Raw genomic sequence first — 21,539 nt, forward strand, 5'->3', positions numbered from 1 at the left:
AATGGGAGACGTTATTGATATATATGGTTTATCACCTTTGCAAAAAGGAATACTGTTTCATACTTTATACGATCAAGATGATGAACATTCTTTTTCCTATATTGTACAAGTAGGTTTCTTGCTCGGGGGGCAATTGGATGTTGCTACTTTTGAAAAAGCTTGGGAATATGTTATTCAACGACATGAGGTTCTGCGCTCAGTATTTGTTTGGGAAGAAGTAGAAAAACCTCTACAAGCAGTTTACGAACGTCTTCCTTTTACTATTCATCAAGAGGATTGGAGTACCTATTCGCATGAGGAGAAGGAGAAGAAATTACAACAGTTTTTGACTGCAGATCGTAGGAAAGGATTTTTATTGGATGAAGCACCATTGATGAGAGTCACTGCGATTAAAGAAGCAAAAGAGGAAACGAGAATTATCTGGACACATCATCATATTTTGCTAGATGGATGGAGTGTGTCATTGGTCTTTAGTGAAGTGATGGAAGTTTATCTCAAGATGATAAAGGGAGAATTGTTGAATCTTCCTAAATCTCTTCCTTATAAAAAATATATTCAATGGATAAATAAACAAGATCAAAGTCAAGCAGAGGAATTTTGGAAAGAAGAATTAAAAGGATTCTATGCACCTACTCCATTAGCAATGGAAAGAAAGGATCAAGGACAAGAGAAGGGTTATGGGGAGTGTGCTTATCAAGTATCTGAGGAACTTACTGAGAATTTACAAGAGTGGGTACGAAATAGTCGATTAACGTTGAATACGTTAGTACAAGGTGCATGGGCTTATTTGATGAGTAGGTATAGCGGTGACAGTGACGTCGTATTTGGCGTAACTAGCGCTGGACGTCCTACTGATTTAATGGGAGCAGAGAATATGGTGGGGCTATTTATTAACACATTACCTACCAGAATTCGATTAGCGGATAATACATCAGTAGTAGATTGGCTTCGTAAAATACAAATGAAAGAAATGGAACGAAGACAGTATGAGTATAATTCGTTGATAGATATTCAAGGCTGGAGTGAGGTTCCGCGAAATAGCTCCTTATTTCATACCTTGTATGTGTTTGAAAATTATCCAATTCAAGGTGAGAGAAATGATGATTTAAGATTACTAGATGTTACAAGCACGGAACAAACAAATTATCCTTTAACACTCATTGTAATGCCCGGTAAGAAAATTACTTTAAAGTTGATGTATGATCGAAGCTATTTTAATGAAGAAGCAATAAATCGGATTCAGAATCACTTATTGCAAATATTAATTCAGATGACGAAGAGCCTAGATTCAAAACTATTTGAAATTACTTATTTAACAGAAGAAGAACAGATACAGTTACTAGAGGAATGGAATCATACTCAAGTTAATTATTCGGCTGAAGGCATGATTCATACGATGTTTGAGGAGCAAGTTAAAAAAACACCGGAAGCAATCGCGGCTAGTTACGAAAATGAACAAATTACCTATAAAGAGTTGGAGAAGCGTGCAAATCAGCTAGCTCATTATTTACAAAAGCATGGTGTAGGCCCAGAGTCTCTAGTTGGGGTATATATGGAACGTTCATTACAAATGATGATAGCGTTATTAGGTATTCTAAAATCAGGAGCAGCGTATGTTCCACTTGACCCTACTTATCCAGAGAGTCGACTTCGATATATATTAGAGGATGCTGGAATCGAAGTACTAGTGACGGAAGAGAATTCTAAAAATTTGTTTGTATCTGAAAATATAGAAACGATTTGTATGAATAAAGATTACACTGCAATTGAAAAAGAAGAAACAACCCCATGTATAAGTGGTGTAACAGGAGAAAATTTAGCGTATGTTATGTATACTTCAGGATCTACAGGGAATCCAAAGGGAGTAATGATTGAGCATCATTCAGTAATTAATTATCTAGAATGGATGCAACATAAATATCCGCTTTCTGAAAAGGATGTGGTCTTGCAGAAAACGCCATTCTCATTTGATGTCTCTGTTTGGGAATTGTTTTGGGGCATTCACGTTGGTGCAAGTGTATCTTTCCTACCTCCAGGTGGAGAAAAAGATCCTTCTATTATAGCTGAAGTGATTAAACAACATCAGGTTACTATAGTTCAATTTGTACCTTCGATGTTATCTGTTTTCTTAGACCACTTCAATCATATTGAATTGAACATGAATTGTTCGTCCGTACGCCATGTATTTTCTGGTGGAGAAGAACTAAGTTCAGGGTTAGTTAGACGTTTTCAACAGAAATGGGATTATAGTGGACAAGTGAAATTAACCAACTTTTATGGGCCAACTGAAGCCACTATTTATGTGAATGCATTTGATATTCAGCCTAATCAAGAATTTGTTTCTATTGGGCAACCAATACAGAACACGCAATTATATGTATTAGACCAAAATCAACGCTTGCAATCAATAGGAATTGAGGGTGAGTTATATATTGGTGGTGCTGGTTTGGCACGTGGATACTTAAATCGTCCGAATCTTACTGCTGAAAAATTCGTTTCGCATCCATTCCAATTGGGAGAACGACTATATCGAACAGGAGATTCAGTAAGATATCTAACTGATGGAAATATAGAATTTATAGGTAGAATGGACCATCAAGTCAAAATACGTGGTTTTAGGATTGAATTAGGAGAAATTGAAGCCACTTTAGAAAAATGTTCGTTTATTAAAGAGGCTGTTGTATTAGTTAGAGAAGATCGTCCAGGTGATCAACGATTGGTTGCATATGTAATAAGCGATGGAAATACCCAAGAGTGGAGAGAGTATTTACAAAACCAATTACCGAATCATATGATTCCAGCGCACTTTATAGAGTTAGAACACTTCCCGCTTACTCCGAATGGGAAAATTGATCGAAAGGCCTTGCCAACACCTGATGAGCAAGCTATTGAAGATTTAAATGTGCTACCTCGGACGCCATCGGAAGAGCTTATTGCCTCGGTTTGGAGTCAAGTGTTAGGAACGGAAAATATTGGTATTCAGGATTCCTTCTTTGAACGTGGTGGGCACTCACTACTTGCTACTCAAATCGTCTCTAGATTGCAAGAACTGTTCCAAATTAAAATTCCATTACGTGAACTTTTCAAGCACGATACAGTGGAAGCATTGGCGAAACGAGTGGATCAGTTACGAAAAGAAGATAAAAAACGAGAGGTTGCTCCTCTTGTACCTATGAAACGAGAAGAAATTATCCCACTTTCCTATGCGCAGAAACGTCTATGGTTTATTGATCAATTAATGCCAAATAGTGCTATGTACAATATTCATGCAGCGTGTCGCTTAACAGGTAAATGGTCAATTGAAGCATTGGAGGTCGGATGGAATCAATTGTTGGAGCGTCATGAATCATTAAGGACGACAATTCTAGAACAAGAGGGTGAACCTTTTCAACAGGTTCAATCTCATGTGTTCAGACATATTCCTCAAACGAATCTAACAGATCTTTCTTTGGAAGATAGGGAAAAAGAAATGCAACGCCTTATTCAAAACGAGGCGGAGGAACCATTTCATTTTGGACAAGATCCTCTGATTCGAACACGAATATTGAAAGTGGACAGGGAAGAATGGGTTCTCATTTGTACGATGCATCATATTATTTCAGATGGATGGTCAATGGGAATCTTACTTGAAGAATGGATGGCTTTTTATGAAGGAGCACTAACCGGAAAACCAGTGGAATTGAAGGAGTTATCTATCCAATATGCAGATTTTGTCATGTGGCAGAAGGAATGGCAAAAAGAGGAGAATTTGAATCAGCATCTTCAATATTGGAAGGAAGAATTATCTGGGGAACTACCGGTTTTACAATTACCGATGGATCGTCCTCGACCTGCAGTTCAAACCCATCGTGGTGCAAGTCAGTCCTTAATAGTGGCGAATTCCCTACAGGAAAAGCTCAAAGATTTAAGTCTGCAAGAAGGATGCACTTTATTTATGACATTGATGGCAGCGTATCAAAGCTTCCTTTCTCGTTATACAGGACAGGACGACATTATAGTTGGAAGCCCAATCGCTAATCGAAATGTGAAAGAGATTGAGGGATTAATTGGATTCTTTGCAAATACGTTGGTTTATCGAGCTGATTTCAGTGAAAATCCGACGTTCCAAGAACTTTTGTCGCAGGTAAGAAAAAAAGCGCTAAAAGCATACGAGTATCAGGACATCCCATTTGAGAAAGTGGTAGAATCCGTAAAACCTGAACGGAATACAAGTCATTCACCAATATTCCAAACTATGTTTACTTTACAGAATACGAAACAAGAGTTTCTTCAGCTATCTGAAAGACAAATGGAACTCATGGAAAGCCATGCTTCTGTTGCCAAATTTGATTTGAGTTTATTTGCTTCTGAGACGGAAGAAGGATTATCACTAACCTTTGAATATAATACTGATTTGTTTAATGATACAACCATTGAGCGTATGGCAAGTCATTTTAAACATTGGTTAAATCAAATTGTCTCTCATCCAAAATGTGTACTATCAGAACTGAATATGTTATCGAAAGTAGAATATAAGCAACTACTAGAGGAATGGAATAAATCGCGTGTTATAGATATGGAAGAAAGTACGATTCATACAATGTTTGAAGAACAGGTGAAAAAAACACCAGAAGCAATTGCAGTAGTGTGCGAAGATGAAGAACTAACATATCGAGAGTTGGACGAACGCTCGAATCAGTTGGCACATTATTTACAGAAAAATGGTGTAGGTTGCGAATCATTGGTTGGGATTTGTGTTACACGTTCATCTGAGATGATTGTAGGCCTCTTAGGAATTATGAAGGCAGGAGGAGCATATGTCCCAATTGATCCAGCGTATCCGGAAAGTCGACTGCAATATATTTTAGAGGATACTCAAATAAAGGTACTGGTGACACAGGAAAAGTTACAACAAAAAATGGTTATACCTAAATTTGTTGACGTGATTTGTATTGATCGTAATCGAGCAGAAATAGAACAAGAAGTAACTACGGTATGTATGAGTGAAGTGACGGGCGATAACTTAGCCTATATTATCTATACTTCAGGTTCCACTGGAAATCCAAAGGGAGTAATGATTGAGCACAGGAATACAGTAACAATGATTCATTGGGCGCATCGCACGTATTCCCGAAAGGAATTAGCGGGAGTGTTAGCTTCAACTTCGCTATCTTTTGATTTATCCGTTTTTGAATTATTTGTTCCCTTAACGATGGGTGGTAAGGTGATTGTCACTGAAAATGCTCTACATCTAGAGAAGTTGTCTACCAAAGGTGTAACTTTGGTTAATACTGTGCCATCGGTAGCGAAGGAACTGGTTCGAGCAAAAACAATCCCTTCTTCGGTAAAGGTGATGAATTTGGCTGGAGAACCATTGCCATATTCGCTTGTTCAAGATTTATACGAGAGAAGTACAATCGAAAAGGTGTACAACCTATATGGACCGTCCGAAGATACTACGTATTCCACGTATATGGAATTAGAAAAGGGTGTCATGCATAGGGTACCACCAATTGGTAAACCAATATTCAATACAGAAGTATATGTACTAAGTGCCGAACAAAAAATGGTTCCAATTGGTGTAGTTGGTGAGCTATACATTGGTGGATCAGGGTTAGCACGTGGATATTTAAACCGCCCTGACTTAACGCAAAATCTTTTTATATCGCATCCGTTTAAAGAAGGAGAGCGAGTATACCGGACTGGAGATCTAGTAAGGTATTTACCAGATGGAAATTTGGAGTATGTTGGACGAATTGATCATCAAGTAAAAATTCGTGGGTTCCGGATTGAACTAGGAGAAATTGAAGCGGCATTACAAAGGCATATATTAGTTAACGAAGCTATTGTAATGGTGCGGGAAGATTATCCTGGCGATCCACGTTTGATCGCCTATGTTGTAGGAGACGGGGATGCTCAAAAGTGGCGTGATTATCTCAAGGATCAACTACCAAATTATATGATTCCATCCTATTTTGTTGGATTAAATGCATTTCCACTCACTCCTAATGGGAAAATTGATAGGAAGGCTTTACCAGCACCAGAGAAGCAGGAGATAGCGAGTTGTTATATTGCCCCTCGTACGTCTACGGAAAAAACAATTGTTTCGATATGGCATGAAGTTTTAGGTATGGAAAACATCGGAATTCAGGATTCGTTTTTTGAAATTGGTGGACATTCATTACTTGCTACGCAAGCTGTTTCCAATCTTAAAGAGGCTTTTGGAATCGAGATACCATTGCATGATTTATTTATATTTCATACGGTGCAGCAATTGGCAGAACAGATTGATCAATTGCTCTATAACAAAAATCAAGAAATGCAGAATGATAGTAAGGAGAATGTAAGTCTTCAAGACTATATTCAAAAAGAAGCAGAAGTCAGTAATGATGAAGAATTATTAGAACTGCTTAAGCAATTAGAAGAGCTATCAGAGGAAGAAGCACATGGGATATTCGAGAGTAATTTGATTGAGGAAGGGGTAAAAAAATGAGAAGTGATTTACTTGCAAAGCTGAGTTCACTTTCTCCTGAGAAGAGAGCATGGCTTCAGAAGCAAATGCAAAAAAAGGAGAATAAAGAAGCACTCCCGTTGTCTTATGCACAACAACGTTTGTGGTTTATGGACAGATTTAACCCAAACAGTTCTTTATATAATATTCCAACAGTATGGCATCTAAAAGGAAATTGGATACCTGAAGCATTAGAGAAGGGATTCAATCGACTCATTGAACGTCATGAATCATTACGAACTGTTTTTAAAGAAATAGGAGAACAGCCTGTGCAACAAATTGTCGAATTCCTTCCTAGCGCATTATCTGTAAGGGATTACTCTCAACTTCCTCTAGAAGTAAAAGAAAAAGAGGTAGATAGTTTAATTGCGAGAGAAGCGCAAGAACCATTTGATTTAATGAATGGTCCTTTAATTCGTAATCAGCTTGTTCAATTAGAGAAGGATGAATGGTTATTACTGTGTACGATGCATCATATTATTTCTGATGCTTGGTCCATTGGTATATTCATGAATGAATGCCTTGCTTTCTATGAAGAAGAAACAGGCGGAAATCCTGCTAAATTAAGTTCATTATCTATTCAATATGCAGACTTTGCGAAGTGGCAAAAGGAGTGGTTGCAAGGTGATGTGCTAAATCGTCAGCTTACGTATTGGCAGGAAGAATTGTCTGGTGAGCTTCCTATCTTACAACTGCCAGTGGATCGACCTCGACCGGTTAAGCAGACTTACTCTGGGGCTGCGCATCACGTGATTTTTCCTTATAAATTGCTCAGTCAATTGAAGGATATAAGTCGACAAGAAGGATCCACTTTATTTATGACTTTAATGGCCGCATACCAGAGCTTTCTCGCTCGTTATACGGGACAAAAAGATATTCTAGTTGGTAGCCCGATTGCAAATCGGAACCATAAGGGAGTAGAAGGATTAATTGGTTTCTTTGTTAATACATTGGTTTATCGATCAGATTTGAGTGGCACCCCTACTTTTCGGGAGATTTTGAACCAAACAAAGAAAAAGGCGTTAAAAGCTTACGAATATCAAGATATACCATTTGAAAAAATGGTAGAAGCTGTGCAACCTGAACGAAGCATGAGTCATTCCCCTATATTTCAGACCATGTTTACGCTACAGAATATAAAACAAGAACGACTAGATTTGCCTGATAGAAGTATTGAAATGGTAGAAAGTAATATGTCTATTGCTAAATTTGATTTGAGCTTAACTGCCTATGAAGTGGAAGAAGGTCTATTCGTCTCATTTGAATACAACACGGATTTATTTGATAGTAGTACCATTGCACGTATGGCAGGACATTTTGAGAACTGGCTAAATGAAATCACGTATCATCCAGATGAATCATATACAAAGCTGTCAATGTTATCGGATACTGAGCAAAAACAACTCTTAGAAGAATGGAATGATACGGACGTAGTTTATGGTCATGATTGTATGATTCATGAGCTATTTGAGCAACAAGTTGCACGGACACCTGATGCAGTGGCGGTAGTTTATGAGGGTGGAAAGCTAACGTATCAAGAACTAAATGAAAAATCGAATCAATTGGCACATTTTCTACAAAAACGAGGTATCGGACCTGAATCATTGGTTGGTATATGTATTGAACGTTCTCCTGATATGATTATCGGTCTCTTTGGGATTTTGAAGGCAGGTGGGGCTTATGTCCCACTGGACCCAAGTTATCCTGAAAACCGCCTGAGATATATTTTGGAGAATTCACAAATTCAAGTGCTGTTAACAAAAGAGGCACTACAGGACTGGTTACCTAAAGATATTCAAGCAATTTGTTTAGACCGGGATCAAGTGATGATTTCTAAAGAGAGTAATTTAGCTCCGGTAAGTGGAGTAACAGCAAATAACTTAGCCTATATTATATACACTTCGGGTTCGACGGGAAATCCAAAGGGGGTAATGATTGAACATCATTCCGTTATCAACCGCCTACAGTGGATGCAGAAAAAATACCCATTGTCCGGGGAGGATACAATCCTACAAAAGACACCGTTTTCATTTGATGTTTCTGTATGGGAATTATTTTGGTGGTCATTTGTAGGAGCACGTGTTTGTTTACTTCCACCAGGAGGAGAGAAAGATCCTGCGGTGATTGAGGAGTATATTGAACGATATCGCGTGTCCACCATGCACTTTGTTCCGTCGATGTTATCTACTTTCTTAGATTATATGGAACTATATAATTCGAAAAGGGATGTATCGTCTTTAATTCAAGTTTTTACTAGTGGAGAAGCGTTAAACACTGAGCAGGTTCGCCGGTTTAAGGGGATCTTTTACAATGTTCAGCAAACAAAGTTAATTAACTTGTATGGTCCTACTGAAGCAACTGTGGATGTGACTTATTACGATTGTGATTTAGAAAAAGAACCAATGCTTATTCCGATTGGTCGTCCGATTGATAATACAGAGTTGTATGTGTTAGATCAATATCAACAAGTCGTCCCGATTGGTGTGGCAGGGGAACTTTACCTTGGAGGAGTAGGATTAGCACGTGGCTACTTCAATCGACCGGATTTAACTACTGAACGTTTTATTCCGCATCCCTTTAAGGATGGGGAACGATTATATCGAACGGGTGACTTGGTGAGATATATGAATGATCGTAACTTAGAATATATTGGAAGAATAGATAACCAAGTTAAAATTAGAGGATTCCGAATTGAATTGGGAGAAATTGAAGCAGCTTTACATGATCACTCATCTGTAAAAGAGGCAGTCGTGTTGGTGAAGGAAGATCGACCAGGAGATAAGCAGTTAATAGCTTATGTAGTGGGTGAAGGCGATACTGGGGAGTGGCGTGAATATCTCAAGAAGCAACTGCCACATTATATGGTTCCGGCATACTTTTTCAAAATTGAAGTTATGCCACTCACTCCAAATGGTAAGGTGAATCGGAAAGCCTTACTGGAATTAGAAGAACAGTTCATAAGTGAAGATATTACTTCATCACGAACACCAGTGGAGGAGCTTATCGTTTCCGTTTGGAGCCAAGTGTTAGGAATAAAAAATATTAATGTTCAGGATTCCTTTTTTGAAATCGGTGGTCATTCACTACTAGCTACTCAAGTAGTTTCACGTTTACAGGGAATTTTTCAAATTGAATTACCAGTACGTGAACTATTTGAATATACAACGGTGGAGTCACTGGCAAAGCGATTAGATCAGTTACGTAAAGGAGATAAAAAACGAGAGATTCCGCCGCTGATACCAATGAAACGAGGAGAAGCTATCCCACTATCTTATGCCCAACAACGCTTATGGTTCATTGATCAATTTACACCTAATAGTGCCCTTTACAATATACCAATGGTATGCCGCCTTACAGGGAATTGGCTACTTGAAGCATTGGAAACGGGATGGAATCAACTAATAGAACGTCATGAATCACTGCGGACGGTCTTTCACGAAGTGAACGGTCAACCCGTACAGCAAATTGAACCGTATGCTTTTCAATCAATTCCGAAAACGGATTTAACTATGCTTTCTTCTGAAGACCAAGAAGAAGAAGTTAAACGTTTAATTCAACAAGAAACAGAAGTGCCATTTGATTTAACAGAGGGTTCATTAATCAGGACAAGTATTTTGCACGTGGGAGAGGAAGAATGGATACTCCTTTGTACTCTACATCATATCATTTCAGATGGATGGTCAATGGGAATCCTACTTGAAGAATGGATGGCATTTTATGAGAAAGCAACGGATGGAAAGGTAGCGGAACTTGAACCATTACCGGTTCAATATGCCGACTTTGCTCAGTGGCAAAAAGGATGGCTAAAGGAGGAGGTGCTTGATCAACAACTCCAATATTGGAGGGAAGAATTGTCTGGGGAGCTTCCTGTACTCCAACTTCCTGTGGATCGCCCGCGTCCCGCAATACAAACTCATCACGGGTCGATATACACTCTGGTTCTGCCAAGCACGCTACATGATAAATTGAATGAACTTAGTCGAAAAGAAGGGGCTACACTCTTCATGACGCTTTTAGCTGCATATCAAAGTTTTCTATCTCGTTATACGGGACAAGAAGATATCCTGGTCGGAAGCCCAATTGCGAATCGGAATTATAGAGAAATTGAAGGACTAATTGGTTTCTTCGTTAACACGCTGGTTTATCGAGCTAATTTAAGTGGTAGACCGACATTTCAAGATGTACTGTATCAGGTTCGTCAAAAGGCATTGAAGGCGTATGAATATCAAGATATTCCATTTGAAAAAATTGTAGAAGTTGTGCAACCGGAGCGAAGTACAAGTCATTCGCCAATCTTCCAGACTATGTTCATCTTGCAAAATATGAAACAAGAATTACCGGTGTTGTCTAGTAGAAGTATTGAAATGATAGAAAGCTATAGTCCAATTGCAAAGTTTGATTTAAGTGTAATGGCAGTTGAGACGGAAGAGGGATTACTTTTTACTTTTGAGTACAATAAGGATTTATTCAATGCTACTACTATTGAACGGATGGCAGGACACTTTGAGAAATGGCTACATGAAGTTTCTCATCGCCCACAAAATCCGTTGCATGACCTGAGCATGCTATCAGAACCCGAACGTACTTTGTTATTAGAAACATGGAATGACACTGTAATGGAAATGTCTCATCAGGGTCTTGTTTGCGACAAATTTGAGGAGCAAGTAGCAAGGCGTCCTGATGCGATTGCGGTAGTTGATCAAACAAAACAGTGGACTTATGGTGAACTGGATGCACAAGCAAATCAGTTGGCAAATGTTTTACAGCGAAAGGGAGTAGCCCCAGAGTCAGTGGTAGGAGTTTATCTTCCGAGGTCAGCTGAGCTGATGGCAAGTTTACTAGGCATTTTAAAAGCTGGTGGAGCTTATGTCGTTTTAGATCCGTTGTATCCAAAATCAAGGTTAGAATACATGATTGAAGATGCAGGAATTCAATTTGTAGTGACGGCGGAAGGGCAAGAAGGACATTTCGCACACGTCGAAATGGTGAGGCTAGAAGAATTAACGGTGGAAAGCGTAATCGCACCTACACGTCAAATAAATCCAGAGAACTTAGCCTATATTGTCTATACCTCTGGTTCTACAGGAAAACCGAAGGGTGTCATGGTTGAATATCGCTCATTAATGAATATGGTTTCTTGGCATCAGGAAGTTTATCATATTTCAGCAGAGGATCGTGCGACTCAGATTGCAGGGGTTGCTTTTGATTCGGCTGTCCAGGAGATTTGGCCGTATCTAACTGCTGGCGCAGCACTCTACTTGTCAACAGAGGAACTGAGAATTAATCCAGAAGCACTAAGGGACTGGCTCATCGATTCACGAATAACAGCTAGCTTTGCACCTACGCCTATTCTGGAAAGGCTCTTGAAATTATCTTGGCCAGATAAAACGGATCTTCGTTTTATCATTACTGGTGGGGATCAATTAACGCAGTACCCATCTAACGATATTCCTTTTGCGGTAATTAATCAGTATGGTCCATCGGAAAATACCGTTGTTACCACAGATTGTTATGTACCTGTAGGAGTGACAACAGGTACGCCATCGATTGGTCGACCGATTGCGAATACAGAAGTTTATGTGTTAGATCCTCATCTTCAGCTAGTACCAATTGGTGTAATTGGAGATCTCTATATTGGAGGGAAGAGTCTTGCACGTGGATATGCTAATCGTCCGGATCTTACAAAGGAAAAATTTATTCCACATCCTTTCAAGTCAGGAGAACGTCTCTATTATACAGGAGACAAAGCAAGTTATCTTTCTGATGGTAATCTCCAGTTCCATGGACGTATAGATGACCAAGTGAAAATTCGTGGTTTCCGGATTGAATTGGGAGAAATAGAAGCTGTTTTGCAGGCACATTCTTCTGTGAAGGAAGCAGTTGTATTGGTACGAGAGGATAATCAAGGTAACAAGAGATTAGTAGCTTATGTAGTTGGTGAAGGAAGTTTACATGAATGGCGAGAACATCTACAAACACATTTACCTAATTACATGGTTCCAACAAACTTTATTGAGATGGAATTTTTACCACTTACACCGAATGGAAAACTTGATTTGAAGGCATTGCCTATACTTAGTGAACAATCCGTCGAAAATACTGTATACCTACGAACTCCGCTGGAAGAACTTATCGCTTCAGTGTGGAGTCAAGTGCTAGGAATAAAAGAAATTGGTGTTCAGGATTCTTTCTTTGAGCTTGGTGGTCACTCTCTACTTGCTACACAAGTGGTCTCACGCTTACAGGAAGTCTTTCAAATCAAATTACCGGTACGTGAACTGTTCGAATATTCAACGGTCGAGGCATTATCGAAACGAATAGATCAGTTACGTAAGGGGAGCGAAAAACGAGAAATTCCACCATTGGTGCCGATGGAACGCGGAAATAATATTCCACTATCTTATGCCCAACAGCGCTTATGGTTTATTGATCAATTTGCACCTAATAGTGCACTTTATAATATGCCAATGGCATGCCGCCTTACAGGGAATTGGTTACCTGAAGCATTGGAGTTGGGATGGAATCAGTTGATAGAGCGTCACGAATCTTTGCGGACTGTATTTTATGAAGAGGATGGCTATCCTGTGCAGCAGATTCAACCGTACGTTTTCCGTCCGCTTCTCCAAATGGATTTAACTAAGCTTTCATTAGAGGAGCGAGAAAGAAAGTTGGAGCAATGGATTCAAACTGAAGTCGAATCTCCATTTGATTTAGAACAAGGGCCATTGTTCCGTGGGAAACTCATAAGAATTTCAGAAGAAGAATGGGTTCTTCTGTGTAATATGCATCATATTATCTCAGATGGATGGTCGATGGAAATCTTACTTCAAGAATGGATGGCATTTTATGAGAATGCGATTGGTGAAAAACAAGCAGAGCTGGAACCACTACCAGTTCAATATGCCGATTTTGCTCAGTGGCAAAGAGAATGGTTGAAAGATGAAGTACTATATCAACAACTTGCATATTGGAAGGAAGAATTATCTGGTGAGTTACCAGTCTTAATGTTGCCAATGGATCGTCCGCGTCCGCCAGTGCAAACCCATCATGGATTAACTCATAATGTTTTGTTGTCACGCTCATTACTGGATAAATTAAACGAACTAAGTCGTCAAGAAGGGGCCACACTTTTCATGACCTTATTGGCATCGTATCAAAGTTTCCTTGCTCGTTATACGGGACAAACGGATATTATTGTTGGCAGCCCAATTGCAAATCGAAATTATCGAGAAATTGAGGGGCTAATTGGTTTCTTTGTCAACACCTTGGTTTATCGAGCTGATTTAAGTAATGCACCGGCATTTCAAGAGTTGTTATCTCAAGTACGGATAAAAGCATTGAAGGCGTATGAGTATCAAGATGTTCCGTTTGAGAAAATTGTAGAGGTTATCCAACCTGAACGAAATACAAGCCATTCTCCGATTTTCCAAACCATGTTTACTTTGCAAAATACGGGACAGAAGCTACCAGAACTACATGGAAGAAATATAGAAGTAATGGAAAGTAATGCTCCAATCGCTAAGTTTGATTTAAGTTTAACAGCTGCAGAAGTGGAAGAGGGTTTATTACTTACTTTTGTTTATAGAACTGATTTATTTGACAGCTTAACTATTGAATCCATGGCTGAACATTTTGGAAACTGGTTGAATGTAATCGTGGAGAATCCTGATAAATCATTAGCTAAGTTGCCTATATTATCAGGATTACAGCAAAAACAGTTGGAAGAGTGGAATAATAATGCTGTAGCATATCTACGGGAAAGTACGATTCATCAGTTGTTTGAAGAGCAAGTAAATCGTACACCTGATGCGGTAGCAGTGGTAGATGAAAAACAGCAGTTAACATATCGAGAGCTGAATGAAAAAGCTAATCAATTGGCCCACTATCTTCAGCAATGTGGGATTGGGACTGAATCATTAGTTGGAATTTGCTTTGAGCGTTCAGTTGAGATGATTGTTAGTATTATGGGGATCTGGAAGGCTGGAGCAGCATATGTTCCATTGGACCCATCATATCCAGAAAGTCGCATACAATATATTTTGGAGGACACTGAAATTCAAGTATTAGTTACGAATGAGTCATTAGAAGGTTGGATCCCCAAAGAAGTCAAGGCAGTTTGTCTAGATAGGGATCAGGCAATGATTTCAAAAGAAAGCATTCTTTCACCAAAATGTGAAGTAACAGGAGAAAACCTAGCGTATGTTATCTATACTTCGGGATCGACGGGGAACCCAAAGGGTGTCTTGATACAGCATCATTCTGTAATAAACTTGTCGCATGGTTTACAAAAAGAGGTTTTCGAACATGAGATACCATCTAACATGCATGTCGGTTTAAATGCGTCAATTGCCTTTGATGCATCTATTCAGCAATTACAAATGCTGCTTTATGGTTCAAGTTTGTATATTATTCCAAGCGAAGTACGAAGTGATCCGGAGCAGTTTGTAGCTTATATTAGGGAGAACAAGTTAGAAATCTTTGATATAACACCTTCATTGCTTCAATTACTTATAGATGTCGGATTGTTAGAAACGTGCGATTGCGTTCATGTTCCAAGTAAGGTACTGGTTGGTGGTGAAGCAATTATGCCGTCATTATGGGAACAGCTAGTAGAGACTGATAAAATCCAGTTTTATAATGTATATGGTCCTACAGAATGTACGGTTGATGCAACATGCTATCATATCAAAAAAGATAGTAAGAGAGTAACAATTGGGCGTCCATTGCCTAACATCCAAACTTATGTATTAGATAGAAATAGGTTGCCAGTTCCAGTTGGTGTGATGGGGGAACTTTATATCGGAGGAGCAGGTCTAGCAAGGGGGTACTTGAATCGTCCAGAGTTAACATCCGAACGATTTATTTCTCATCCATTCAAAGAAGGCGAGAGGTTATATAGAACAGGTGATCTTGTGAGATATCTTCCTGATGGTAATATAGACTACTTGGGAAGAATGGATAATCAAGTGAAGATTAGAGGATTTCGAATTGAACTTGGAGAGATTGAGTCGACTTTACAAGAGCATGACTTGGTAAAAGAGGCAGTTGTAATGGTTAGGGAAAATCAGTCGGGAGATAAGAGGCTGGTAGCTTATGTAGTGGGCGAAGGCAATTTAGAAGAATGGCGAGAGTATCTTAAAACAAAGCTGCCAATCCATATGATACCTTCCTACTTTGTCGAAATGAAAGAATTACCGCTAACCATAAATGGAAAGATTGATCGGAAATCGTTACCTATACCAGATTATCAAGGAACACAAGAAGGATACGTGGCCCCAAGAAATGAACGTGAACATAAGCTTTCTATCATTTGGGAACGTGTGCTAGGTTCAAAACGTATTGGTATGAATGATAACTTCTTTGAAATTGGTGGAGATTCAATTCTTAGCATTCAGATTGTCGCGCGCGCGAAGCAAGCTGGTTTACAATTGACACCAAAACAAATATTTGAACACCAAACGATTGCTGAGTTGGCGCAAGTAGTCAAAGAAGAACAAGGTGTACAAGCTGAACAAGGAATTATAACTGGAGAGACGATACTTACACCTATTCAGCAAAGGTTTTTTGCACAAAATCATCCTAACCCACATCATTGGAATCAATCCATGTTCTTCAGAACGAAAGAGAAATTGGACATAGGATCACTGGAAAAGGCGGCAGGTAACCTTCTACTTCATCATGATGCTCTGCGTTTAAGATATGAACGTTTACCTAATGGGGTTTGGAAACAGTGGAATGAAGGAATAGAAGAACAATTGATGCTTACTGTCATTTCATTAGACGAAGTGCCGGAAGCGGATTGGCATCAGGTTATTCAAAAAGAGATTAATGTTGCACAAGAAAGTTTGAATTTACATGAGGGTCCGCTAATGAGAATGGTGTATTTTGATGAAGGTGAGCACGCTGGCCGATTATTTTGGACAATTCATCATTTAGCCGTGGATGGTGTTTCTTGGCGAATTTTATTGGAAGATTTGCAAACAGCATATACGCAAGTAGTCCAAGGTCAGAAAATTCAATTACCTATGAAGAGTACATCTTTTAAAGAATGGTCGGAGAAATTACATCATTACGCTGAAACTGGACTATCAAAAGAAGTGCTACATTACTGGGAGGAGCAGGCTGAACAAGACGTAGTTAAATTGCCGGTAGATGGTACTATAAGTAATCCAGTAAGCGCAGTAACTGAGGAAATTACTGTGGTGTTAAATGAGAATGAGACCCGTATGTTATTGCAAGAGACTTTAAGCATTCACCGTGTCCAAATCAATGAAGTATTATTAGCAGCATTAGTACAAGCTACGGCAGCATGTACGGGGCAGCCGATATTGAGCGTAGATTTAGAGGGACATGGTCGAGAAGAGATTATTGAAGATGTTGATTTATCGAGAACTGTGGGATGGTTTACAAGTATTTACCCAGTTCATTTAAATATTACTAGTGCTAATACCCCAATTGCAGCATTAAAAGCAGTTAAAGAACAAGTTCGCAAAATTCCTAATAAGGGTGTTGATTATGGGGTGTTGCGTTACATGAACACAACAATGTGTGAGCCATTAAGCTCCCAATATACACCGTCTATTAGTTTTAACTATCTTGGACAATTTGACCAAATGTTTTCTAGCGATGCAATGTTTATTCCGGAGAACGAATTTAAGCGTTTAGATCATGCTGCCGGTTCCAAGCGATCGCATGTAATTGATGTAATTGGGGTTGTAACGGATGGAAAACTTCAGTTCACTTGGGTATACAATGTTGGACAATTTGCCAAATCAACGATTCAAAGTATTGCACAGAATATGATATATCAACTGAGTACATTGATTCAATTTTCAGATAGAGAATCTGCACTGATCATTTCGGATTTTGCAATGGCTAATCTTAGCCAAGAAGGTTTGACAAATGTACTAAACAAAATGCATCGCGGAAAGAACAATCAGATTACTGATTTATATCCACTATCACCTTTGCAAGAAGGTATGATTTTCCACACATTGCATGACCAAGGGGATGAACATGTTGCACCGTATATAGTGCAATTGAGTTTTATGATTCGAGGAAAAATGAATATTTCTACATTTGAGCAGGCGTGGAAATCTGTAATTCAGCGGCATGAAATTTTTCGTACAGCATTTGTATGGGACGAAATTGAAGAACCTGTACAAGTGGTTTATGAAAATATCCCATTTAAAGTGAACAAAGAAGACTGGCGTACAATGACAAGTGAAGAGATAGAGGAAAAAAGAAAAGTCTTTTTGGCATTAGATCGAAAACAAGCCTTCCAATTTGATGAAGCACCATTGATGCGGGTAACAGTCATTCAAGAAGGTGAGGAAGAATATCGGATTGTTTGGACCCATCACCATATTTTACTGGATGGATGGAGTTTACCATTAGTATTTAATGAATTACTTACAGTCTATCAGAAGAGAATGAATGGAGAAGCTGTGAAGTTACCTAAGTCCTCACCATATAAGAAATATATCCAATGGTTAAGAGAGCAAGATAAGGAGCAGGCGGAACAATTCTGGAGAGAGAAGCTAAAAAGTTTTACTGCGCCAACTTTGCTGGGCTTAGAAAGTAAAGAGGAAGAAAAAGGTTACACAGAGAAGGTTACGTATTTATCAGAAGAGCAGACTCAAGCGTTACAAGGATGGGCGAAACGCAATAAACTTACTTTGAGTACAGTAATTCAAGGTGCATGGGCATATCTCATGAGCCGATATAGTGGAGAAAATGACATTGTTTTTGGTGTAACAAGCTCAGGGCGTTCTACGGAGATTATTGATGTTGAAAACATCGTAGGTCCTTTCATTACAACGTCACCGACGCGAATTCAATTGATGGATGATATAAAATTAATAGATTGGTTGCAGAAGATACAAGAGGAAGAGATAGAAAGAAGACAATATGAGTATGCTTCTTTGACAGAGATTCAGGGGTGGAGTGAAGTTCCTAGAGGAATACCGCTGTTCAATAGTTTATATGTGTTTGAAAATTATCCAGTGAAAGAGGAGTCTTCAGAAAATCTGGAAATTGGTGAATTGGAAGGGGTAGAACAAACCCACTACCCATTAGGGTTAGCTGTAGTTCCAGGAATCCAGTTATCGTTAAAGTTAATGTATGACCGTAGTAAGTTTAATAGAGTAACCATTGAACGAATGCTGGGTCATTTACACCAAGTGTTAATGCAAATGCTCAAAAACATTGATCAAAATCTATCGGAGCTAGTATATATTACGGAAGCTGAACAAAGAAAGCTATTGGAAGAATGGAATAATAATACTATATCCTATCCACGTGAGAATGCAATCCATCAACTATTCGAAGAGCAAGTAAATCGTACGCCTGACGCGTTGGCAGTGGTAGATGAAAAACAGCAACTAACATATCGAGAGCTGAATGAAAGAGCTAATCAATTAGCCCATCATTTACAGAAATGTGGAATTGGGACAGAGTCATTAGTTGGCCTTTGCTTTGAGCGTTCAGTTGAGATGGTTGTTGGTCTCATGGGAATTTGGAAGGCTGGAGCAGCCTATGTTCCATTAGATCCATCGAATCCGGAAAGCCGCCTGCAATATATTTTAGAAGACACGGGAATTAGAGTGTTAGTTACAAATGAGGTATTACTAGGATGGATACCTAAAGACATCAAGACAGTTTGCCTAGATAGGGACCAAGCAATGCTTTCTCAAGAAAGCAAACTTTCACCAATATGTGAGGTAACAGGGGAAAACTTAGCGTATGTTATCTATACTTCTGGTTCGACAGGGAATCCAAAGGGGGCTTTAGTACAGCACCATTCTGTAATAAACCTATCCTATGGTTTACAAAAAGAAGTTTTCTCACATGACATACCTAGTAATATGCGCGTCGGTTTGAATGCGTCAATTGCCTTTGATGTATCTATTCAGCAATTACAAATGCTGCTGTATGGTTCAAGTTTATATATTATCCCAAGTGAAGTTCGCACTAATCCGGAACGATTTGTGTCTTATATTAGGGAGAATAAATTGGAAATGTTTGATATGACACCTTCATTACTTCAATTACTTATAGATGGAGGATTACTAGAAACAAGTGCTGATGTTCATGTACCAAGTAAGATATTAGTCGGTGGTGAAGCAATCATGCCGTCATTATGGAAACAGCTAGTAGAGACTGAAAAAATTGATTTTTATAACGTATACGGTCCTACAGAATGTACGGTTGATGCAACGTGTTATCATATCGAAATAGATAGTAAGAGAGTTACAATTGGACGTCCGTTGCCGAACGTTCAAACTTATGTATTAGATAAAAATTTGTTACCTGTTCCAGTTGGTGTAACAGGTGAGCTATATATTGGTGGTGCAGGTATAGCGCGAGGATACTTGAATCGTCCAGAATTAACAACAGAGCGATTCATCCGTCATCCATTTAATGAAGAAGAGCGTTTATATCGTACGGGAGATTTGGTTCGTTATTTACCTGATGGTAATTTAGATTACTTGAGAAGAATTGATAATCAAGTGAAAATTAGGGGCTTTCGTATTGAACTTGAAGAGATTGAAGCGAGTATAGAGAGGCATCCATTGGTAAAAGAAGCAGTAGTTTTGGTAACAGAGGATAAATTAGGAGAGCAGAGATTGGTTGCTTATGTAGTTGGAGATGGAAGTATGCATGACTGGCGTGAATATCTCAAGACACAAGTACCGAATTATATGGTTCCCGCACACTTTATAAAGGTAGACAAGATTCCTCTTACACCGAATGGAAAAGTTGATCGAAAGGCATTGAACAGTTTAACAATTCAAAGAGAAAATAATTTGTCTACACCAATCATTCCAAGGGATGAAATTGAATATCAGTTGATTAAAATCTGGCAGGATGTGTTACAGATAGAAGATGTCTATGTAAATGATGATTTCTTTAATAGAGGGGGACATTCTCTCCTTGTAATTAAATTGATTTCAAAAATTAAGGAGAAGTTTGGAAAAGAGATTAAGGTGTCTACATTGATTAAGAATCCAACAGTGGAAGGAATCGCATGCCTTATTCGTGATAAGCATGATATGACGAAATCAGTAGTAGCGCTAGTTCCACTACAAGAATCAGAGAAAAGACCTTTCTTCTGCGTTCATCCGTTTATGGGGAATGTATTCTGTTACATTCAACTAGCAAGATTGCTTAAGAACCATTGTTCATTTTATGGTTTACAGAATCCTCTTATAGAAAAGAAAGAAATTGACGAGTTAACTTTGCCGGAAGTAATTCAACTTTACATCGAAGAAATCAAACGTGTTCAGCCAGAAGGTCCATATCGTCTTGGAGGATGGTCTTTAGGCGGTGCAATTGCTTATAAAATCGCAACTGTACTAAAGAATCAAGGTGAGGAAGTTGAGTTGTTGATACTAATGGATACTAAAGTACCTTCAGAGCAGGACTATAAAACAAGAGAAGAAATGCTCTCATATATATATGAGCATTTCATTCCTAGAGATTTTACTGAGCAGGAAGAAGGCCTCATCCATAAACAAGATATGCTTGTGGAGCGATTAATTATGGAGGGAGTACTCCCGCCTGATGCAAATCTTATGAATTTGAAGCAAGTTATCAATGCTCATAGGAAATGCCTGAACTTAATGGCAGAGCATGATTTAATACCATACTCTGGAGAAGTTCTCTACTTTAGTGCTGAGGAAGGAAAAGAGTTGTTTACAGATTGGGGACCTTTATTAAAAGGTAGAGTAAATAGGTATTCAGTCCCTGGATCACATGAGGAAATAGTAGATTCACCTGCAGTTGAAAAAATAGCTATGTATCTACTAAATGAATTTGAAGGAATAAAAGAGAAGTCCATTTTATTAACGGAAAAGTAGAGAGTATAAAAGATGCAAAGCAATGAACGAAAAGGGGAGACCAATACCTGCATATCAAGTGTAGGGAATAATGAATATATTAAGAGCATTACTTTTTAAGGGGATAATGTAAAAAGTAATTGGTAGAGACATAGAAATCTTTGTAATAGAAGCGAATGCCTGATGATATTACTGAGGGAAGGTGCATA

General features: G+C 38.7%; 2 protein-coding genes. Both read left to right on the plus strand.

What is annotated here, in order from left to right:
- Position 1: 1 nt before the first annotated feature.
- A complete protein-coding gene (locus V7S45_RS12005; RefSeq protein WP_342761836.1) occupies positions 2-6,472 on the plus strand; it encodes an amino acid adenylation domain-containing protein in 6,471 nt (2,156 codons plus the stop codon).
- Positions 6,469-21,351: a non-ribosomal peptide synthase/polyketide synthase gene (locus tag V7S45_RS12010; RefSeq protein ID WP_342761837.1), complete on the plus strand. Its 14,883-nt coding sequence runs from the start codon at positions 6,469-6,471 to the stop codon at positions 21,349-21,351. The genes V7S45_RS12005 and V7S45_RS12010 overlap by 4 nt, the downstream gene beginning before the upstream one ends.
- Positions 21,352-21,539 lie beyond the last annotated feature (188 nt).

Origin of the sequence: Bacillus sp. BR3(2024), assembly GCF_039134555.1 — a bacterium.
In the GTDB taxonomy this organism is placed as follows: domain Bacteria; phylum Bacillota; class Bacilli; order Bacillales; family Bacillaceae_G; genus Bacillus_A; species Bacillus_A cereus.